At 68.7% G+C, this 15,570-nt stretch carries 18 protein-coding genes and 1 pseudogene; 12 read left to right on the forward strand and 7 right to left on the reverse strand.

All coding sequences use genetic code 11. The features are described 5' to 3' along the window. Window positions 1–54 precede the first annotated feature (54 nt). The 3 genes from OG841_RS00395 (at window position 55) to OG841_RS00405 (ending at window position 1,209) form a co-directional block, all read left to right on the forward strand. Window positions 55–537 carry a MarR family winged helix-turn-helix transcriptional regulator gene (locus tag OG841_RS00395; protein WP_328643373.1) on the forward strand — a complete coding sequence of 161 codons (483 nt, stop codon included), beginning with the start codon at window positions 55–57 and terminating at the stop codon, window positions 535–537. Between the two features lie 133 nt (window positions 538–670). Continuing rightward, window positions 671–1,054 carry a hypothetical protein gene (locus tag OG841_RS00400; protein WP_328643372.1) on the forward strand — a complete coding sequence of 128 codons (384 nt, stop codon included), beginning with the start codon at window positions 671–673 and terminating at the stop codon, window positions 1,052–1,054. Continuing rightward, on the forward strand, window positions 1,051–1,209 hold the full coding sequence (locus tag OG841_RS00405; protein WP_328643371.1) for a PmrA: 159 nt from the start codon (window positions 1,051–1,053) through the stop codon (window positions 1,207–1,209). Before OG841_RS00400 ends, OG841_RS00405 begins: the two co-directional genes overlap by 4 nt. A gap of 3 nt (window positions 1,210–1,212) precedes the next feature. On the opposite strand, the gene OG841_RS00410 is transcribed toward OG841_RS00405, so the two are convergent. The 3 genes from OG841_RS00410 to OG841_RS00420 form a co-directional block, all read right to left on the reverse strand. Next, window positions 1,213–1,485 (reverse strand): hypothetical protein, encoded by a 273-nt coding sequence (locus tag OG841_RS00410; protein WP_328643370.1) that lies wholly within the window; start codon window positions 1,483–1,485, stop codon window positions 1,213–1,215. 94 nt (window positions 1,486–1,579) lie between these two features. Further along, window positions 1,580–2,395, reverse strand: coding sequence for a hypothetical protein (locus tag OG841_RS00415; RefSeq protein ID WP_371562424.1), 816 nt, complete (start codon window positions 2,393–2,395; stop codon window positions 1,580–1,582). After that, window positions 2,392–2,796 carry a hypothetical protein gene (locus OG841_RS00420; RefSeq protein WP_328643368.1) on the reverse strand — a complete coding sequence of 135 codons (405 nt, stop codon included), beginning with the start codon at window positions 2,794–2,796 and terminating at the stop codon, window positions 2,392–2,394. Before OG841_RS00420 ends, OG841_RS00415 begins: the two co-directional genes overlap by 4 nt. 549 nt (window positions 2,797–3,345) lie before the next feature. On the opposite strand from OG841_RS00420, the gene OG841_RS00425 reads away from it, so the two are divergent. Continuing rightward, window positions 3,346–4,785, forward strand: a complete 1,440-nt coding sequence (locus tag OG841_RS00425) for a hypothetical protein (RefSeq protein ID WP_371562427.1) — start codon at window positions 3,346–3,348, stop codon at window positions 4,783–4,785. Window positions 4,786–5,647: 862 nt separating this feature from the next. After that, on the forward strand, window positions 5,648–6,013 hold the full coding sequence (locus OG841_RS00430) for a hypothetical protein (protein WP_328643366.1): 366 nt from the start codon (window positions 5,648–5,650) through the stop codon (window positions 6,011–6,013). Window positions 6,014–6,109: 96 nt separating this feature from the next. Here OG841_RS00430 and OG841_RS00435 read toward each other — a convergent pair whose 3' ends face one another. Beyond that, complete coding sequence (locus OG841_RS00435) at window positions 6,110–6,739, reverse strand: TetR/AcrR family transcriptional regulator (protein ID WP_328643365.1); 630 nt, start codon at window positions 6,737–6,739, stop codon at window positions 6,110–6,112. A gap of 69 nt (window positions 6,740–6,808) precedes the next feature. On the opposite strand from OG841_RS00435, the gene OG841_RS00440 reads away from it, so the two are divergent. Next, entirely contained in the window at window positions 6,809–7,828 is a 1,020-nt protein-coding gene (locus OG841_RS00440) for an NAD-dependent epimerase/dehydratase family protein (protein ID WP_371562431.1), read from the forward strand. Between the two features lie 226 nt (window positions 7,829–8,054). Here the strand turns inward: OG841_RS00440 and OG841_RS00445 are convergent, their stop codons facing one another. Beyond that, complete coding sequence (locus tag OG841_RS00445) at window positions 8,055–8,570, reverse strand: TetR/AcrR family transcriptional regulator (protein ID WP_371562434.1); 516 nt, start codon at window positions 8,568–8,570, stop codon at window positions 8,055–8,057. Between the two features lie 137 nt (window positions 8,571–8,707). On the opposite strand from OG841_RS00445, the gene OG841_RS00450 reads away from it, so the two are divergent. Beyond that, window positions 8,708–10,927, forward strand: coding sequence for an alpha/beta fold hydrolase (locus tag OG841_RS00450; protein WP_371562437.1), 2,220 nt, complete (start codon window positions 8,708–8,710; stop codon window positions 10,925–10,927). Between the two features lie 402 nt (window positions 10,928–11,329). Here OG841_RS00450 and OG841_RS00455 read toward each other — a convergent pair. Then, a pseudogene (locus OG841_RS00455) lies at window positions 11,330–11,608 on the reverse strand (transposase); the annotation flags it as partial. Between the two features lie 211 nt (window positions 11,609–11,819). Beyond that, window positions 11,820–12,734: an MBL fold metallo-hydrolase gene (locus OG841_RS00460; RefSeq protein ID WP_371562440.1), complete on the reverse strand. Its 915-nt coding sequence runs from the start codon at window positions 12,732–12,734 to the stop codon at window positions 11,820–11,822. A gap of 101 nt (window positions 12,735–12,835) precedes the next feature. On the opposite strand from OG841_RS00460, the gene OG841_RS00465 reads away from it, so the two are divergent. From OG841_RS00465 to OG841_RS00485, 5 genes are all read left to right on the forward strand, one after another. Then, window positions 12,836–13,777 carry an AraC family transcriptional regulator gene (locus OG841_RS00465; protein WP_328643359.1) on the forward strand — a complete coding sequence of 314 codons (942 nt, stop codon included), beginning with the start codon at window positions 12,836–12,838 and terminating at the stop codon, window positions 13,775–13,777. Then, window positions 13,777–14,055, forward strand: a complete 279-nt coding sequence (locus OG841_RS00470; protein WP_371570502.1) for a DUF5133 domain-containing protein — start codon at window positions 13,777–13,779, stop codon at window positions 14,053–14,055. Before OG841_RS00465 ends, OG841_RS00470 begins: the two co-directional genes overlap by 1 nt. A gap of 310 nt (window positions 14,056–14,365) precedes the next feature. Continuing rightward, window positions 14,366–14,623, forward strand: coding sequence for a hypothetical protein (locus OG841_RS00475; RefSeq protein ID WP_328643358.1), 258 nt, complete (start codon window positions 14,366–14,368; stop codon window positions 14,621–14,623). Window positions 14,624–14,646: 23 nt separating this feature from the next. Next, the gene (locus OG841_RS00480; RefSeq protein WP_365121828.1) at window positions 14,647–14,976 is read left to right on the forward strand and encodes a hypothetical protein; all 330 of its coding nucleotides are present in this window, start codon (window positions 14,647–14,649) and stop codon (window positions 14,974–14,976) included. Window positions 14,977–15,177: 201 nt separating this feature from the next. Next, the gene (locus OG841_RS00485; RefSeq protein WP_371562446.1) at window positions 15,178–15,546 is read left to right on the forward strand and encodes a hypothetical protein; all 369 of its coding nucleotides are present in this window, start codon (window positions 15,178–15,180) and stop codon (window positions 15,544–15,546) included. Window positions 15,547–15,570 lie beyond the last annotated feature (24 nt).

Raw genomic sequence — 15,570 nt, forward strand, 5'->3', positions numbered from 1 at the left:
ATCTACGGGTCGACAACGTGATTGTCGACCTTCACTTCTCGTATGCTTCGCCGTATGGCACGTTCACCGGGCGCTGAACTCGCGCTGCTGCTTCTCGGCGGCTTCCAGTCGATGGTGGACGACGTGCACGGCGAACTGGCGCACCGCGGGCACCCGGGCGTACGTGCATCACATGAGTTCGCCCTGCGCGCCATCGACGAGGGAGCGGACACGGCCTCGGCGCTCGGCCGCCGACTCTCGGTCTCCAAACAGGGCGCCGCCAGGACGATCGCCGCACTGGAGAGGCTCGGATACGTCGAACGGGAGCCCGACCCGAGCGACGGCCGCCTCAAACGGCTCCAGGTCACCGACCGCGGCCACGACATGATGACGCTCGGCGCCTCGCTCTTCGACGAGGTGCGCGAACGCTGGGCGGCGCATATGGGGCCCGAGCAACTCGAGGCTCTTGAAGCACACCTGGCCCGGCTTGTCGCGAGCCGGCCGTCGAGCGTCGAAGCCGCGGCACGGCTCAATGATGATCTCGGCGAGGTCACCTGAGGACGCCCTCGCAGCCGTCACCACGTCCCCACTTCCACCGTCCAAGTGGTCCCAGCTCACATCGCCCTACGATGCCACTTCGCGGATCTGTCAGCGATCACGGGGAGTCGTCACGGCGAGTTGTTTCTGGAAGATGCTCTACGAGTCCGCAGCACGGGCCGACGAGGTGCTGTGCCTGAACGTGGAAGACCTGTACCCGCAGGACAAGCGCGGCAAGATCACCGCCAAGGGCGGCGCGACCGAGTGGATCCACTGGCAGTCCGGCACCGCCCAGCTCCTGCCCCGCCTGATCGCCGGCCGCACCCGCGGGCCCCTGTTCCTGACCGGTCGCAAGGCCCCAGCCGGAACCGCGACGCTGGACGTGTGCGAGGAGACCAGCCGGGCCCGACTCTCCTACCGCCGGGGGGAGGAGATCTTCGAGAGTCCACCCGGCTGCTGGCGAACCCGCTTGCCCGGCCCGAGGACGTCGAGGACCTGGCGGGATGGACATTGCACCGGCTCAGGCACAATGCGTTGACGCACGACGCGGAGAACGGCACGTCCACGCCGATGCTGCTGGCCCGCTCCCGCCACGCCTCCGTACGGTCCCTGGAACGCTACGCTCGCCCCGGCGTCGACGCGGTCGCCCGGCACGTCGCTGAGCGCGACCCCGCCGCCCGCCGTCGGGGTTGATCCCTACGGCACGTTTCTGGCGTATTCCGGCTGCCCTCCCCATACGCCCTCCAATACCGCTGACAGCGGCCGTTCCACGGGCACCGTCAGCAGCGGCAGCAGGCAGAAAGCTGCCGCCAGAACACTGGCCAGCGCCTCGCCGACGACCGTACGACGCTCAGCGGTACGTGCGGCGGCCCAGCCCTCGGCCGCCTCCCGGCGCACCCACCCCGACACGCCGGTCAGCGTGCGCGCCAGCCGCACGGACCGACGCGGCGGCTGTGCGTCTTCGGACACCTGACTCATCATCACCCCTGCCCGGCCACCGTCGATCTCCCGGGCAGAACGGTAGCCGCGGTGGTCGTGGTCGCCGCACGGCGGGCCCCGGGTGTCATGCGTCCAGCCGGAGGCTCAACTCTGCCCGCAGTGCGGCCATGTCCACCTGGCCGGCGGCCAGCAGCCGTACGATCGCACCGCCATCCCCGGCCTCCGCGTCCGCCGCCGGCTCGTCGAGCAGCGCGGACAACAGGTGGAGCGTCCCGACCGTGGGCGAACCGTGCTCGGCGGCGGACAGCCGGGCGACCGCCATGATCCGGTCGGCGGCAGCGGACAGACGCACCGGGTCACCGTCAGGAACGACGGCGGACGGGATCGCCGAAGCCGAGGAGACCACAGAATCCTGCCGCACACCGTGCCGGCGCATAAGGGCCGCGGCAGCGTTGGCGTCCAACAGACTCCGGGGCAGCGACTGCCCGGCAACGGACAGGGCCCGGTCCAGGGCCAGTATCCCCAGCAGAAGATCCACCGGCTCCGCCGCCGCGCGCCCGCACCGTACCGCTTGCCGCACGGCCTCCACCGACACCGCGAACAGTAGCGGTGAGCCGTTCACGAAGGTACCGGAGGTCCACGAAGTCAGCGCGCGTGTCAGGCGGATACCGCTCCTGCCCAGCATTCCGGCCCGGCACAGAAGGGTGACACCGCGGGATTCCGGCCCCTCGGTCCGTGCCGGGGCGCTCGCGTCCAGCGCGTCGAGCTTGGTTGCCGCAGCGGCCGTATCCAGCTTCTGCAGCAGCAGGGCCTCCCGTGCCCTGCTGCCCGGCAGGTCCAGCAGGGCACGGGCAACATCGCGGCAGCGCACCGAGATCGTCCCCTCGGCGCGGGCCGACCTGAGTGCGAGGAGCAGGCATTGGCGCATGGCCCCGGTCATCCCGGGCTCTGCGAAGCGGGTCCGCGCGAGCCGAGGCCGAAGCGCCATCCCGCCTCACGCCAGGCGGCATCAACCTCCACCCCGTCGGCTTCCACGCAGGCCGCGACCGGCGCATCGTAGGCCTCGTCGTGGCTCACCCAACCCCGGCCCGCCCGGCCGGAGATCATGCCGCTGAGTGAACCGGCGTTCCGCATCCCTGGGGCGATCGCCGCACCGGCGTCCGTGTCCCCCATCACGAGCTCTCCCAGCAGCGTGTCCGTCCCCACGGCCGGCAACTCGTGCCTGACCCCACGGCGCAGTGCCCCCACGAGGAGGTCCATGACATCCGGCTCGAACTCGATGGTCGCCCCGATCACGGCCGTGGCGTAGGTGTGTGGTGCGGTCGTCCCTGGCTGATCCATCGAACATTCCCCTCGAAAACGCGGTGGCCTGGTCCGAACGGCGCTAGAGGCACCCACCGCGACACCGCGTCGGCCGACCGGCCACACTCCCGGTCCGATCGGCACACCGGCCAGAGAACATCAGCAACCCGACGCACCCGGTCGTGCGACGACCGGACCACCAGGAGCCTGCTCGCCGGTGCCCTGTCGGACGAGTCCCCCGGCGCGGACGGCCGCCTCGACGAGGTCGAGCAGAACCCACAGCGCCGCTGGTGTGCAGTCGGGCACCGTCTCTGGTGAGCAGATCTCGACCGCGTGGCGGTAGGCGGTCTCGAACTCTCCGGTGCTCCTCCACACAGCCTGGCGCGCGGATTCGTCAACGTCACCCCGCCCGACGTCACTGCCTGACAAGAAATCAACTTGCTTCCCCGTCACGAGAGTTCGGTCTCTGTGGCCGTGTTGCAGGTCACTCCGGATGGAGTGGCGACCCGTCAACCCTCATGACATGCTCACACCCAATTGATAGTTACTCACCGGTAACGATATCCTCCACCCCCCTCAGGACTGATCTTGCGCACTCGCAAGCGGCCCCTGCGCGCCCTCGTGCCCGCCCTGGCCGCCTCCGCCCTGTTCCTCGCAGCCGGCTGCTCCGCAGACCCCGGCTCCCACTCCCCCGCCGCCGAACGGATCCCGGACGCCGGCACCTCCGGGACGGCGGACAAGGACCAGCCCCTCGCCGTGGCCGCCGCCCCCGCGGCGGCGCCCGCCTCGACGGCCGTCGCGCGGCCCGGCACGGTCGGTGGAAGAGCACGCAAGACCTCGCTCAAGGTCAGTTCGTACGACAGCCGTACCCGACGGGCCGTCATATCCGCTGCCGGCGGCGGGGGTTCCTCGCCGTCGCCGAGCGTGACGCCCGGCGGCACCGCGGCCCCCCGCCCTGCCGCCATCGGTGACGTCATCGCCAGCGCACCCGCGCCCGGCGCACCGGACGGGCTCCTCGTCAAGGTCACCAACGTGATCGACGAGACGGCCGAGGGCACCGAGGTGCAGACCGCACCTACGACCCTGGACTCCGTGCTCGGCGACAGCCGGGCCAAGGGCACCGTCCCCGTCGACCCCGCCTCCTTCGACATCGAGCGCCTGCTGCCTGACGTGAAGGTCTCCTGGGCGAAGACGGGAGACATCCACTCAGGTCCCGAGGGCACGAGGATGCCGCTCGGCAGCCTTCGGGTCGACATCTCCGCGAAGGTCGCCACGGCCGAGGGTGCACCGGCCTCGGCGGCGGCATCGGTGTCCGGGTTCGTCCAGGTCGCACCCGAGGTTGACTTCTCCTACGACGGAGGGGCCTCGGCCGGCTCCATCAGTTCCGGACCGGGGGCGGCCTCACTGGGCGTCTCCGGTGACTGGTCTTCGCAGTGGGCGCTCAAGGGGCGCGTCGCCGCCTCCGCGAAGCCGTTCCGGGTGCCGTTCGCCAAGCTGCACGCCGACCCCGTGATCCAGGTAGGCCCCGTTCCCGTCGTGGTGAACCTCGACCTGACCTGCTACTTCGAGGTCAGTGCGGACGGCGGCGTCACCGCCGACGTCCAGCAGAACTTCAAGGGCGACTTCAAGGCGGGCGGCACCTTCGTCACGGGCAAGGGCTGGACACCAGTCAGCGAATCCCATATGGCAAGCGCTCCGGTCCGCACGTCCGTCACGGCCGCCGGACGCGTGAAGGCGGCCCTCGGAGTACAGCCCTCCGTCGGCCTGTACGGCGCCGTGGGCATCTCCGCCGACCTGGCCCCCTACCTGCGTGCCGAAGCCGCGGGCACAGTCACCGGCACCATCCCGGTCGGCTCCGACACCAAGCCCGGTATCGGAGTGACCGGTGCTTGGACGCTCTACGGAGGCGTCGACCTGAGCGGCACCCTGGTGCTCCAGCTGTCCGTCTTTGGCACCCCTGTCCTCCAACACCCCATCCCCCTGGGCGCGTTGCACCGGGAGTGGAAGCTCGCGGACGGCAAGGTGTAGCCCGGGCGAGTTCCCCGTGCGTCGCCGTGTCCGACCGGCCCCGACAGGAGCAGGTCGGACACGGCGCTCGACCGACGGGCATAGCGCACAGCCTTCTGCTGCCGCCAGGGCGCTGTGCAGGCCACCTGTGCCCAGCCGCCAAACGCATCGCCCACTGCTCCTGCGCGCCCACGCGCGACCGACGACGACTTCGCCCGCGCCCGAGACACCGTCGCCGACATCACAGGAGCCCGGCCCACACTCCTCCGGCCCCCGTACGGCGTGATGTCGACCGCCCAAGACCGTCGACGACGCCTACGGACACGCCCGGCAGTTCATCCAGCGCCTGATGCGCCGAAACCGCACAACCAGCAACGACGAAGACACACCGTCTTCCCCGGCCGCCGTCGACGCCGACACGGGCCTTGCCATCGTCCAGGACCCGGATGCAGGCGAACGCGGTGAACATCCCCCGGGTATGGGCGCCGGCTTCGCGTCGTTCGAGGACTTCGGGCCCTTGTACAGTGCCGCCGCGCGGCTGGTGCGTGAGGGGCCGCGGGAAAACCTTCACTCCGCCCCAGCCCCGCGGCGCCGACACCGCATCCTGGCCCGCCCTGCTCCACGAAGACCCCACGCGTCTCTGGCAGCCCCGTGACATCGCCGCCCACTTCGGCGACATCACCCTGGAGACCATGTACAGACAACTGAATCGGTGGGCCGCCAGCGGACCCATCCACAAACTTGGCCCCGGCCTCTACGCCGCAACCCCATGGTCCCCAACCCCACTTGCGTGACCTGCGAAAACGCTAACTACCCGCCCTTGGGTCAAGGCCCACCGCCTGCTGCTCTTCCGGGGCTGCCAGCCGGGCACGCGTTCCTCGTCGTGCGCCGTCACCGATACACCCGCGTACCGTCCTTCCACCGCTGCCACCCCACCACCCCCGTCAGCCTTGCGGTCCTCGTGAACATCATCTGCACCCGCTGGAAGATCGAGGAGGATTTCCAAGGCGCGAAGGGCCTGGCCGGACTCGACCAGGGCCAGGTGACCTGCTGGACCTCCTGGATGCGCTTGAGCCTGGTCAGCCTGTTCGCTGCGGCCGTCCTCGCCGTCACCCGCACCGTCGACGGAATCGAACACGGCCTTCAACTCGCCCCGGCCAGCGGCCGCGAACTCCTGGCCGTCCCGCGGATCACCGCACTCCCCACGCCCCGCCGCGACCTCGAGCACCCCCTGCACTGGTCTGTCTGACGCCGTCACCACCGACACCAGGCCACCGAGGCCCACCGCCGATGGAACAACATCACCGCGGCGGCGACCACATGACCGGAGCCGGATGATCAAGACTTACAGCTGCCGTGGCTGAGGGCCGGACACGTCAAGAAGCGCGAGCATGGTGGGAAGCAGGTCGCTGTTCAGGGGATCCGGGTTGCTGCTGTCGATTGCACCCTCCAAGGCGAGGGTCGTGTATCCGTGCACCATAGACCAGACCGCGTAGCTCGGCAGCAGTGCGGGGTCGGCGTCGCAAGCCGCCGGTTCGGCGTCCTCGCCGCGCAGGCCTCGATCCAGGGCGCGGAGGGCGCGGTGCTTCTGCTCGGCCAGTTCGGGTGCGGTGAAGTCGAACCGCGTCATCCGCCACATCAGGTCGAACAGAGCACGGTTCTCACCCGCGAAGGCGACATACTCCGCAGCGATGCACGTGACGCGCCCTCGCACATCGAGCCCAGCGAGTTCGAGTGATTCGAGCCGATCGCAGAGCTGCCAGTACGCACGGGTCGCGAGCGCACCGAGGAGCCCGCGCGCGTCACCGAAGTGATGCTTGGGAGCAGACTGCGACACCCCGGCCCGCCGTGCGGCTTCGCGCATGCTGAACCCGGCGACACCTTTCTCGGTCAGCACAACGAGCGCGCTGTCGAGCAGCGCAGCGCGCAGGTTGCCGTGATGGTACTGATCCCCGGTGAGTGGTTCCTTGCCCATCCCGTCATCTTGACAGCGAGTAGACGCTTCGTAAACTGCTCACTGTCAAGATGATGGGCGGGAGTGGATATGACGGACATGGTGCTGGTCACGGGCATCTCGGGGTTCATCGGTGGTCACATCGCAGCCGAGCTGCTGCGGCGCGGATACGCGGTACGTGGCTCGGTGAGGTCGCGCTCTCGTATCGGCGAGGTGCATGCGGCGATGGCGGCAGCGGGCGTCGACACCGCAAAGCTCGAGATCTGCCGGCTCGACCTGCTGTCCGATCAGGGGTGGGCGGAAGCGGTCGACGGATGCCGATACGTACTGCATGTGGCCTCCCCGTTCGTGTTGGCAAAACCGAAAGACCCGGACGAGCTGATCCGTCCCGCCGTCGAGGGGGCGACCCGAGCGGTCGGAGCGGCGCTGGACGGGGGCGTGGAGCGAGTGGTCATGACCTCGGCATTGGCGACGATGCAATTCGCCCGCGCACCCAAAGGGCACATCTACACCGACGCCGACTGGACCGACCCGAACGATCCGCGCCTCAACGCGTACACCATCTCGAAGGTCAAGGCCGAGCGGGCCGCCCGAGAGCTCGTGGAGCAACGCGGGGTCCCGGACCGGCTTGCAGCCATCAACCCGGGCGCGGTGATCGGGCCACTCCTGACGAACGATCCTGGCACCTCAGTCACCGCGATCCAACAGATCATGTCGGGGGCACTCCCGATGATCCCCGACCTTCGGCTTCCGTGGGTCGATGTGCGGGACGTCGCCGACGCCCACATCGCTGCGATGACCTCCGCGAGTGCAGCCGGTCGCCGCACGATCATCGCCACCGACCCGATGTCGCTCATCGAGGTTGCCAGAGTGATCCGCGAACGCCTTCCAGAAGCAAGCCGGAAGATGCCCGCACGGGCAATGCCGACTTGGTTCACCTGGCTCGCCAGCGGGTTCGAGCCCCAACTGCGCGAAAACCGATGGCTGATCGGCCAGAAACAGCGCTTGGACCGCACCACCGCCGAGACCCTCCTCGGACACCCGTTGCGATCGATCCCCGACGCGATCGAGCAGACCGCACGCAGCCTGACCGAACACCAGCTCACCTGAGTGGGCGTTCACATAGCTCTTTTTCGGTATATACGTTTTGCCCATGCCTCGCTTTGAGGTGGCTTCGCCGGGTAAGCGCTATTCGTACCCGGTGGGGCAGAGCACTCGACTGTCCGTCTCTGCGGCTTCATACCCTCCGGCGGCGTGGGGCGGTCGATCGCGGTCGGGGGTGGCCCGCAGGCGCACTACACGCTGCCCGCGGGGATGTTCGGAGCCCGATACGGGCTCAGCGGACCATCGCCAGCACATCGTGGACAAGCCGCCGCGCGTACGCAGGATCGGCGTCCAGCGCGAAGACCACGTGGTAATACAGCGGCGCGATGATGTGGTCAAGGATCTGCGGGACTGTCGGTGTGGCCTCTCCGCGTTCGCCGGCACGCCGCACGATCTCCGATGCCTGCTCGCGCCGCCTTTCCGTGACCGGGCAGATCGAAACGATCTCGACACGGGCCGACACCATCGCGCGCAGATATCGGACTCGCTCGGGACGGGTGATGTCGCGGGCGATCACATCCGCCCACTCCGTCAAGTCTTGCTCGAGCGATCCAGTGTCGGGTACCGACTCACCGTCTCGCGTCAAAACGGCGACCGCGACTTCCTCAAGGAGCGCGTTGACGTCGCCCCAGCGTCGGTACAACGTTGTCGGATTGATCCCGGCCCGCTCGGCGATGACGGGAAAGCTGATCTTCTCGGCACCCTCACCCACGAGCTCGCCGACCGACGTGTAGATCGCAGCCAGCACTCGGCCGCTCCGCCCTCCGGGACGACTGGCGGTTGCTCGACTCGACATACGACGAGCATAAGCAAAGATTCTTGCTTTTGCCAGTTCGTGGCCTACAGTGGACAAAGCAAAGATCATTGCTTTTAGGCGGAGGTCTCATGCTCAACCGTCCAGTGTCGTTCTTCGTCGCCGGCGCCGCCGGCGCCGCAGCGCTGACGGCCGCCTCGGCGCCGTCGCCGCTCTATCCCGTCTATCAGCGTCTCTGGGGCTTCAGCCCGTTCACGCTGACAGCCATCTTCGCCGTGTACGTCTTGGCGCTGCTCGCCGCTTTGCTGACCATCGGCTCGCTCTCCGACCGGGTAGGACGTCGGCCGGTCGCCTCCGCAGCCCTGGTGCTTCTCGCGCTGGGCATGCTGCTCTTCGCGACCGCCGGAGGAACCGGCGGCCTGATGGCCGCACGGATCGTTCAGGGTTTCGCCGTCGGCGCCGCCACCGGCACCACGACCGCCATGATCATGGACTCGGCGCCGAACCCGCGGCTGGGCTCGATCGTCAGCAGCGCGGTCCCTGCACTCGGAATCGCTACCGGGGCGGTCCTCGCCGGCGCCCTGGTCGAGTTCGCACCCCTCCCTCGCGAACTCGTTTTCTGGATCCTCGCCGTGGTCTACCTGGTGCTTGCAGCGCTCGTGTGGTTGATTCCCGAACGCGCTCGTCCCGAGTCGACATCCCGGGGATCCGTCTGGCGGTTGCTGCTGCCGAGCGCCGGGCTTCCGCAGGCCACGCGGCCGGCCTTCTTCGCACTGCTTCCGTCGATCGGCGCGACGTGGGCACTTGCCGGACTGTATCTGTCACTCGGGTCATCCGTGCTCGGCATCGTCCTCGATGTGCACAGTCATTTTGTCGTGGGCATCGTGCTGGGAGTGTTCTTCGCCGCAGGGATAGCAGGCACCGCTGTCTCGCCAGTCCTCCCGCCGAAATCTCGCGAGTGGTTCGGCTACGGACCTCTCGCCCTCGGCGTCCTGGTCACGATCGCGGCAATGCTGAACAGTGCGCTGCCCCTTTACGTGGTCGGGTCGGTGATCGCGGGATTCGGATTCGGCGCGTCGTTCCGCTTCGCCATCAACGCCCTCGGTGAGGTGGCCCCGACCCCCCAGCGAGGGCAAGTGTTCGCGACGATGTACATCGTCAGTTACCTCGCGTTCAGTGTGCCGGCGCTCGCGGCCGGGCTTGCCGTCGAACGGTTCGGGCTCAAGCCAACAGCTGTCACTTACGGGGCACTGGAGGTCGCGCTGGTTCTGATCGCGATGGTCGCAGGGATCGTCCGGGCGCGCCGGCGGGTCGGCGAGGAAGAGCACGGGGCGGGCAAGGCCATGATGGTGGTTTCGCGTACTTTCGGCACGCGTCGCCAGACGACGCACTACATCGAGTGCGGGCCGGCCGACGGACCGCTGATGATCTTCCTCCACGGGTGGCCGGGCATCGGTCTGATGTGGCGCGCCCAGATGGACGCGTTCGCCGCCGACGGTTGGCACTGCGTCGCTCCCGATCTACGCGGCTACGGCGGGTCTTCCGCCCCGGCGGCCAACGACGCCTACACCATCGAAGAAGTCGTGGCGGACATGGTGGAGCTCCATGATCACCTCGGCGGCAGGACTGCGGTCTGGGTCGGCCACGACTGGGGGAGCATGGTGGTCGGCGCACTGGCCGCGCACGAGCCAAAGCGCTGCCGTGGCGTCGTGCTGACCTCGTGGGCGTACTTTCCTGACGCGAACAGCCTGGCCACCCTCGTACCGCTGGTCGACCGGGCGATCTACCCGGCCGACCAGTATCCGGATGGCCAGTGGGACTACTACCGCTACTACACGACGCATTTCGAGACAGCGGTCGCCGACCTCGACGCAGATCAAGCGGCGACGCTCGCCTCCATCTATCGGCCCGGCAGCCCCGCCGCGATCGGCAAGGTTTCGCCGACAGCGACGGTCACGCGCAACGGCGGGCGCTTCGGCGCCGCGCACCGCGCCTCGCCGACTCCGGCCGACCGGGCCCTCTGGACGCCGGCGGACTTCGAGGTGCTGGTACAGGCATTCAAGGCTCACGGCTTTCGTCCCCCCTCCGCGTGGTACACGAACGACGACGCCAACATCGCCTATGCACGCAAAGCGCCCAATGGCGGCCGCCTGTCGCAACCGGTGCTGTTCATCAACGGTGAGTGGGACGCAATCTGCACCATCACGGGAAATCGCCAAGGTGACCCGATGCGCGCGGCCTGCGCAGACCTCACGGTGACGGATGTGCCTGCCGGACATTGGCTGCCGCTGGAGCGCAAGACGGAACACATTGAAGCCGTCCGCACCTGGCTCCGAAGCAAAAATCTTTGACGCGGCAATGGATGATCGGCTCATCCGGTTTGAGGTCGCTGAAGCGTCTCGCCTTGTGAACGTCGCGTTGGAGTATGCCGCAAGCGCGGGCCCGCCGGCGGAGTCCCGGATCCTGACCCCGTTCTTGCCTAAGAGCTCGTAACACGTTCGAACTGGTGCAGCAGGGCGAAGGTCTGCTCGACGACGTAGCGGAGTTTGCCCAGTCCGTGGATGTGATTCTCGTCCTCGGAGGAGGGCGCGCCGTCGGCGTCGGTTGGCAGGCCGGCCTGCTTACAGGACTGCGCGCGGCCGGCGTCGACTTGGCAGGAGTCTCGACGTCTCACCGCCAACCATGCACGAGCTCGTTAGGGCGGTTCGGGAGGAACTCCTTGATGAGCTGCGCGCATTCAAGTGGTTCTGCGCCAGCAGCCAGTGCGGGAAGTAACTCCCGGACCGGAGCTTGGGGATGGCGAGCTCGACGGTCCCGGCCCTCGTGTCCCACTCGCGCGGGCGATATCCGTTGCGGTGGTTGACGCGTTCGTCGCTGACCTGCCCGTATTCGGCGTTGCAAAGGGCATCGGCTTCGGCGGACATGAGCGCGTCGGCGAACGTCTTGACCATCGCGCGCAGCAGATCGGGACTCGCCGCAGCGAGGTTGTCTTCGGCGAGGGCGTGCAGGGGCAGACTGTCAGGTGCGGTCATCGTGCTGATCTCCTTCGAGGCTTCGACACTTCGAAGACCAGCCGGTGGCCGTTCATCTATGCGGGCACCATCCCGATGCCGGAGCAAACCCCCGGATCAGGTCGAACCCGTACACCACTTCCCTGGACGCAACCCCCTCCGCGTACTGGATGCGCAATTCCGAGATTGGGTGCGCAATGGTCGCGGCCCGTAGTTGCTGTGACTGACGCGACTACTCCGTACCGTAGGCCGCCCACCGCCCGAGGGTGAACGCGTCGCCCTCTTGCCGGACTTCCACGGCACCCGCCCCGCCGAAGTGTGCGGGGACGACCAGTTCCCCTTCGTCGGCGGCTCGTTGGAGGATTCGCCGGCGACTGGCCACTGCTTGTTCCGCGTCAAGGCAGAAGCAACTGTTGCAGGAGGGTGTGAGGATCTGCACCGGGCTGTGCAGAAGATCGCCGACGAAGACCGCCCGGTCGCTCCCGGATGCGAGCCGAAGTACGGATGAGCCGGGTGTGTGGCCTGGCGCAGACTCCAGAGTGAGGTGTTCATCGATGCGGTGGGTGCCGTCCCACAGGACGGTCTGTCCGGCCCGGTGGACGGGCATGATGCTGTCCTCGTAGATCAGCCGGTCATCCTCGCGGAGGCCGTTCCCGTACGAGTTGTCCGGTCCGAAGTGGAAGTCGTCCGCGGCCGGGATGAGATACCGGGCGTTGGGGAACGTGGGCTCCCACCCTCCGTCCACACCGATGGTGTTCCAACCGACGTGATCACCGTGGACGTGGGTGTTGACGACGACGTCCACGTCATCCGGCCGGACTCCGGCCCGCGCCAGCCGGCCCAGGAAATCGCCCTGCCAGTGGTGGAACTTCGCCGAGCCGGGCCGCTCGCGCCCGTTTCCCACCCCGGTGTCGACCAAGAGGGTCCGTCCGCCGCTGCGCAGCACCCAGGTCTGCAGCGCCACCACCGCCCGGTCGCTGTCCGGTTCCCAGTGATCCGGCGCCAGCCAGTCCTCGTTACCCTTCCACACCTGGGCGCCGGACTCCGGAACCAGGCCGCGTGCCGGCGCGAACGCCCCTTGCCACTCGACGACTCGGATGACCTCGACATCGCCGAGCACGATGCTCTTCAGTATCTCGCTCTTCATGCCGTCGACTCTAGGAGGGGCCAGATGAGCCCCTCAATGCCTGTTTGACTCATTCAGATACGCATCCGCCTCACCATTGACAATATCGGTAGCCTGGCTTGGTGGATGTGGTGAGCGACGCAGTCTCGGCGGTACGTGTCGGTCGGCCTTCCTCAAACCGGGTGCGGGTGAGCGGGAGCTGGTGCACGCGGCTCGCCCCCTACGACGGTGCGGGCTTCCACGTGATCCTGGAGGGCAGTTGCTGGCTGCTGCCCGACGGCGGCTCGCCAGTCTCACTCAGCGCGGGTGACGTGGTGCTGCTGCCGCACGGCACAGGACACGTGCTCGCCGACGCCCCCGCCGATGCGACGACCGTGAAACAGGCGGTGCCGTTCGAGCGATGGCTCGACGACACAGGGCCGCGCCGTCCCCGAGCCACCTTTGTCGAGGTGCAGATGCTGTGCGGCAAGTACCGGCTCGACCGTAATCACATGCACCCGCTCATGGCGGAACTGCCGAAGGTGGTCCACCTGCCGAACCGAGTGGGCGCCCACCCCGAACTGCGCGCCGCCGTCGACCTGCTGGGCCACGAGCTGGCCACACAGGGACCCGGCGCCTGCATCGCGGTACCCAGCCTGCTCGACCTCCTCCTCGTCTATATGATCCGCTCCTGGGCAGCCCAGGGCACGAGCGGCACCTGGCCGACCGTACTGGGCGACCCCGTGGCGGCCGCCGCCCTACGGGCGCTGCACTCGGACCCGGCCGCCCCATGGACCAACGACCGCCTGGCCGCTGAGGCAGGCGTGTCCCGCGCCACCCTGGCCCGCCGCTTCACCACCCTGGTAGGACGCCCGCCGATGGCGTACCTCACCTGGTGGCGCCTGACCTCCGCCGCCACCCTGCTGCGCGACACCCCGGACCCACTGGCCGCCGTCGCTCGCCGCGTCGGCTACGGCACCCCGTACGCCCTCTCACATGCCTTCAGCCGAGAATTCGGTACTACCCCGGGGCAGTACCGGGCACAGGCAGCGGAGCGGTCGGCCTCCCCTGATGAACCCGCCTGATCACGCAGACCCGTCAAGAGATCAGGCGCCAGCTGGAGGACGCGTCGTACACGCTGTGTGTGGTCGCCAGCACCCGCCGGCTGGATACCGCGCTGAACGTGGCCCGCGACTGGCACGGAGCACGCGGTATCTACGCGGCCACTCTGGTGGTCCAGGCGCTGGCCACGGTCGCCCTCGACCGCGGCTCGCCTGCGTGTGGCCCGAGTTGCGCGGGCACCGGCCCTCGCGGACAGCATCCGATCCGACCGCCGTACGCCTCAAGGTGGGCCACGCCTTGACGGTGACCGAGACCGCGCTCGCCTTCTCCAGGACGCGCGCCGCCGTCGCGACCTGTGCCAACCACTGGACTGGATGACCGAGGTCCACCACCCGATCGGCAACGGCGAGGCCGTCATCCCCCGACGCCCTCCTCTACTACCAGCGCGGCCCGGTCAGCAGTGACGGCGGACCGATGCTGCGAGCGTTCGTGGAAGTCGACCGCGCCACGACGGGCCCGAACGGCTCGCCGCCAAGCTGAGCGCCTACGCCCGCCTCCGCTCCTCTGTGCCCACGGTCCCGGGGCGCCGGGCGACCCTCCAGAACCCTGCGATGGAGGAGTGGCGGCGGCGCTACCCGCTCTTCCCGCGGCTGCTGTTCGTCCTCGACGGCATCGGCCCCGCCGGCATCGAGAACCGGATCAGCGCCCTGCGCGCGGCCGCACGGGATCTGGCGCTGTTCGGCTTCCTCCAGGAGGTTCCCGTCCTCACGGCCCCGCTGACCGACCTGCTCCAGCACGGCCCAGCCGAACGGGTATGGAGCCCCGTTCAGACCCCCGACAGCAGAGTGAGCTGGTATCAGTCCTGGTAGTCCGCCCGTCGCGCCTGGCTGCCATGGGCGTGGAAGGTCCCGAAGGCCGCTCAGTGGGTGGTGACGAGGTCCTCGAGTTGGTGGGCGAGATCGGCGTTGGGCCGCGGGATGGCGCCGAGGCCGTCGATGCGGTCGACGGCCAGGTCGTCGACGGCGTCCTTGACGGCGTCTTCGGGGACGGCGGCCGCGTCGACGGGCAGATCGAGGAAGACGGTCAGGGCGCCGCCCGGACCGGTGGTGGTGTCGACGACTTCGTGCGGGATGGGTGCGTACTGGCAGGGTTCGCGTTCGAGGGGTTCGATCTGGCGGGCCCAGAACGTGGCGTCGCGCCATTCGCCGCGGGTCAGGTGTAAGGGGTAGAGGCAGATGGCGCCGGTGGCCTGGCCGCCGCCGGCGGCGAACTGAAGCCAGAACTGGGCGCCTTCTTCTCGGTATCAAGACCTCGCCCAAGGGACAGAAGGGTGAGGGCCAGGCAGCAGCTTCATGGGGCCGGCGACCCTGCGATCTCACAGCTCGGGCCCGAATCGAGACCCCTCGGCACACCGGCCCCCGCGTTGGGGGCCGCCACCGCCGAAGCCCTCGACCCGACCCCGCAGAGCTACGACATCGCCGTCGAGGCCACCGGACGCGTCGACCAGCTCGGCCTGACCGTCAAATCCCTGACCCCGGAGGGGATTTGCGAGTCGGCAGGCAACCACTTCCGCCCCGGCGAGCTGCCCCTGCTCGACATGTACTTCAACGGCGTCACCCTGCGCATCGCCCGCGACAACGTACGCGCCCACATCCCCGACGCCCTCGAACTCGCCGCCTCCGGCACGGTCGCCCCGGAGAAGGTGGTCTCCCACGTCATCGACTGGGAGGACCTGCCGACCGCGCTGCCGGAGAAACACCTCAAGCCCGTCTTCGTCCGGGCCGACACCTGACCCCACCGGCCCGCCGAGTTGCCG

The organism is Streptomyces canus (genome assembly GCF_041435015.1).
Classification (GTDB): Bacteria; Actinomycetota; Actinomycetes; order Streptomycetales; family Streptomycetaceae; genus Streptomyces; species Streptomyces canus_G.